This is a genomic window from uncultured Bradyrhizobium sp. (genome assembly GCF_936928535.1).
In the GTDB taxonomy this organism is placed as follows: Bacteria; Pseudomonadota; Alphaproteobacteria; order Rhizobiales; family Xanthobacteraceae; genus Bradyrhizobium.
The window spans coordinates 1-3797 of the sequence record NZ_CAKZHY010000090.1; the positions used below are offsets into that span (position 1 = coordinate 1).

Consider the following 3797-nt stretch of genomic DNA (forward strand, 5'->3'; position numbering starts at 1 on the left):
CCGCCGCCGCAGAACGTGCGCCGCGTCTCACCGCGCGCGCGGATTTGCGCGAATCGGGCCATTTCTCCTACGCAAATGCGGTCCGCGCGCAGTCGAGGATGTTTCTCGCATCCGCTCGCGCGGCGTCGAGCCAGGCGCGCAAAAACAGCATTTTCCCCAGGGAAAACGCTGTTGCTTCAGTCCTGCGTGCCGTCCTGCGGAGCCTTCCGCCCGAAGGGCGGCTTCAATAAATCCTTCACTGGATATTCACAATTCGCGCAGTTCCGCTAGAGTATGGCTGCCCGCAACGGGCACCAATTCTCGCAAGGAGGTTGCACATGGCGAAAGCCAAGAAGAAGCCGGCTGCAAAGGCGGCGAAGAAAGCCGCGGGGAAGAAGGCTGTGGCCAAGAAGAAGGCCCCGGCCAAGAAGGCGGTTGCGAAGAAGGCCGTGGCGAAGAAGGCGGTGAAGAAGACCAAGCGCAAGCCGTCGGCGGCGCTGATGAAGGCGATGAACCCGAGCGCGCTGCTCGCCGAGGTGGTGGGTGCCAAGCCGCAGCCGCGCGGCCAGATCACCAAGAACCTGTGGGCGTACATCAAGAAGCACGGCCTGCAGGACAAGGTCAACAAGCGCCTGATCAACGCCGACGAGAAGCTGAAGAAGATCTTCGGTGGCAAGTCGGTGGTCAACATGTTCGAGATGACAAAGCACGTCAGCAAGCACATCAACTAGTCGGCCGCGATCGACGGCGAAAAGGGGGCCCTATGCGCTGCGATCGGACGGGGATCGAGATTCGGGATTCGTCCGAAGGCATCTGGGACGACGGGGAGTGGATCAGCTGGCACTGGATCAACCAGTGCATCGACGATCAGGAGCGCCAGCACGCCATAAACCTCGAGCCAGCCGAGCAGCAGGAACAGCAGCGCATAGAGCATATTGCGAATGCCGTGCAGCTTCAGCTCGAAACGCTGCGATGGGCGCCAGGCCAGGCGCTCGGTGAATTCGTGGTGATAGAAGGTGTCGAATACGCCCATCACGATCTGGATGGCGATGAGCGTCCACAGCAGCGGCGTCATGACACGGCCTCCCTGAACAATGCGGACTGGTGGATCAGCGCGCCGTAACGCGGATGAATGACATCGAGAGTGAAGCGGAACGCGCCCTCGCCGAGGTCGCTGTGGGTCACGGTGAGGTCGCCCGGCGTGAGCCATCGCGGCAACGGGATCCAGAAGTGCCCGAGCTGGAGGCCGTAACCGGCACTGCGGAAGGTCAGCGTCTCGCCTTCGACCGCAATGCGCAGCGCCATGCAGACGCCGAAGCCGACATATTCTTCTAGTCCCGTCGGGCCGGCGAAACGCTTGGCCGAATGGATCACTTGTGGAAAGCCGCGCTTGCGCGCGCAGATCCGCGTCCAGGTCTGACCGCCTGTCGCACCATCCTCGGTAACCGTGACGATCATGGGCACGCCGGTATCCCGCCCCGTGGGAAGCGGCCCGCCGATCAGGCGCGCGGCTTGCGCAACCCACCAGCCGATGTCGCTGAAGGCGACCTCGTCGACCACGCCGACATAGACCACGCTGTCGCCATCGGCGACGCGCTTGGAGAAGCGCCGCCAGGTTGCAAGCGGAAGGCGGCCCCAATCCTCGTCCGACAGCAACGCGCGGAAGCGGCGGTCGTCGAGCAGCTTGATTTGAGCGGAAATTGGTGCGTTGGAGCCCGATAATCTCGCCGACGTCATCGCACCCTCCTCAATACTATTTGGCCTTGCCCAGCGGCAGCAGGCCCACGATCTTCTCGCCAAGCCGCATCAAGGCGGCCAGCCGCGGCCGCGGCACTTTCAGCATCTGCATGAACCAGTGGTCGGCGAGCTCGGTGAAGGCGAGCATCTCCTTCAGCCGTTTGCTCGCGACCGGATTGATGGTCGGATCGTCGGCAGCGTCGGTCACGCAGGCCCGCAGCGCCGTGATCGCGGGATCGAGCTCGCGCTCCTTGCGCCGTGCCGCGATACGGGCTGCGACCTCCCAGATGTCGGTCTCCGCCTCGTAGTGATCGCGGCGGTCGCCGAGGATCGGCACGCGGCGGATCAGGTTCCAGGCGAGCAGCTCCTTGAGCGAGTTGGACACGTTGGAGCGCGCCATGCCGAGCGTGTCGGCGATGTCCTCGGCCGTCATCGGCGCTTCGGCGAGATAGAGCAGCCCGTGGATCTGGCTGACCGAGCGGTTGACGCCCCACTGGTCGCCCATGTCACCCCAATGCAGGATGAAGCGCTCGACGGCGGCGGGGAGTTTCTTTTTTCCGGTTGTTTCTGTCATAACAGAAATATCTGACATCTACGATTACGTGTCAAGGGCCGTCAGACGCCTTGCCCTCGTGCATACCGTCCGCACCATTTGCCTAAAAACGTTCCATAGATCGGGAACCAAACGCCTTCTGGAGCGTTTGCCCCCGTCGAGGCGGGGTCCGGAATGATCAAAAAGTTCAGTCAACAGAGAGACTTGTTCGAAAGCGAACGGAGTTTCCGGCTGTTGGTTGAGGGAGTCGCGGACTACGCGCTCTACATGCTCGATCCCAATGGGATCATCACGAGCTGGAACATTGGGGGCGAGCGGATCAAGGGCTATTCGCCCGAGGAGATTCTCGGCCAGCATTTCTCGCGCTTCTATACCGAGACCGATCGGGCCAACGGCAAGCCGGCCCGTGCGCTCGGCATCGCCCGCGACCAGGGGCGTTATGAGGAGGAAGGCTGGCGTGTCCGCAAGGATGGCACTTTCTTCTGGGCCAGCGTCGTGATCGATCCGATCTACGAGAACGGAGCCCTGGTCGGCTTCGCCAAGATCACGCGCGACATCACCGAGCGCCGCAACACGCAATTGAAGCTCGAGGCGATGCAGACACAGCTCGCGGAGTCGCAGAAGTTCGATGCGCTCGGCCAGCTCACCGGCGGCGTCGCACACGACTTCAACAATCTCTTGATGATCATCAGCGGCAGCCTTCACATCCTCAAGAAGGGCGACCCCGAGGATTCCAAATTCCAGCGCGCGATCTCGGCGATCGAGACCGCCGCCAAGCGCGGCGCCGCGCTGACGGGACAACTCCTGACCTTCGCGCGGCGGCAGAGCGTCAATCCGCAGGCGATCCGTTTGGCTGACCGCATCGAGGCAATCCGCGAAGTGCTCCACGCCGGCGTGGGGAGCGCGGTTCGCCTGGCCTTCGACATCGAGCGCGAGGTCTGGCCCGTCAAGGCCGACATCTCCGAGTTCGAGACGGGACTGCTCAATCTCGTCATCAACGCGCGCGACGCCATGCCCGATGGCGGCACGGTGACCATCGGCGCGCACAACATCGTCCTCGACGATCCGCTCCATAGCGGCGAATACGTCGCCATCACGGTCACCGATACCGGGCTCGGCATCCCCCCCGACGTCGTCGACAAGATCTTCGAGCCGTTCTTCACGCCGAAACCGGTCGGCAAGGGCACCGGTCTCGGCCTGTCGCAGGTACACGGCTTTGCGCACCAGGCCGGCGGCACGGTCAAGGTCGCAAGCGAGCTCGGCAAGGGCACGACCTTCACCATCCTGCTGCCGCGCGAAACCGCGACCGCAGCGAGCGAGGCGCCGGAAGCCGCGCCGGTTCGCGGCAGCGGCACGGTGCTGCTGGTCGAGGACAATCCCGATGTCGCACTCGTCAGCACCGGTCTCCTGGAGCAGCTCGGGTACAGCGTGCGCCGGGTTGCAGATGCCGAATCCGCGCTGCGCGAGCTCGAGAGCGATGGGGTCGACTTCGTCTTCTCCGACATCGTCATGCCCGGCAAGATGGACG

Annotated in this window: 5 protein-coding genes and 1 pseudogene; 3 read left to right on the forward strand and 3 right to left on the reverse strand. The window is 63.6% G+C overall.

Annotation, left to right across the window (positions count from 1 at the left end; all coding sequences use genetic code 11):
- A partial coding sequence (locus tag Q0687_RS13680; protein WP_298877467.1) for a hypothetical protein occupies positions 1 to 230 on the forward strand: 230 nt, incomplete at its 5' end.
- Positions 231 to 317: 87 nt separating this feature from the next.
- Positions 318 to 710 (forward strand): SWIB/MDM2 domain-containing protein, encoded by a 393-nt coding sequence (locus tag Q0687_RS13685; RefSeq protein ID WP_298877470.1) that lies wholly within the window; start codon positions 318 to 320, stop codon positions 708 to 710.
- Positions 711 to 841: 131 nt separating this feature from the next.
- Here the strand turns inward: Q0687_RS13685 and Q0687_RS13690 are convergent.
- The 3 genes and pseudogenes from Q0687_RS13690 to Q0687_RS13700 form a co-directional block, all read right to left on the reverse strand.
- Positions 842 to 1054: pseudogene (locus Q0687_RS13690) on the reverse strand (TIGR01777 family protein); the annotation flags it as partial.
- Positions 1051 to 1716 (reverse strand): DUF4166 domain-containing protein, encoded by a 666-nt coding sequence (locus tag Q0687_RS13695; RefSeq protein WP_298877474.1) that lies wholly within the window; start codon positions 1714 to 1716, stop codon positions 1051 to 1053. The pseudogene Q0687_RS13690 and the gene Q0687_RS13695, both read right to left, overlap by 4 nt.
- A 16-nt stretch (positions 1717 to 1732) precedes the next feature.
- The gene (locus Q0687_RS13700; protein ID WP_298877475.1) at positions 1733 to 2290 is read right to left on the reverse strand and encodes a MarR family transcriptional regulator; all 558 of its coding nucleotides are present in this window, start codon (positions 2288 to 2290) and stop codon (positions 1733 to 1735) included.
- 153 nt (positions 2291 to 2443) lie between these two features.
- Here Q0687_RS13700 and Q0687_RS13705 point away from each other — a divergent pair.
- Positions 2444 to 3797: PAS domain-containing sensor histidine kinase (locus Q0687_RS13705; protein ID WP_298877478.1), on the forward strand; the 1354-nt coding region annotated here is incomplete at its 3' end.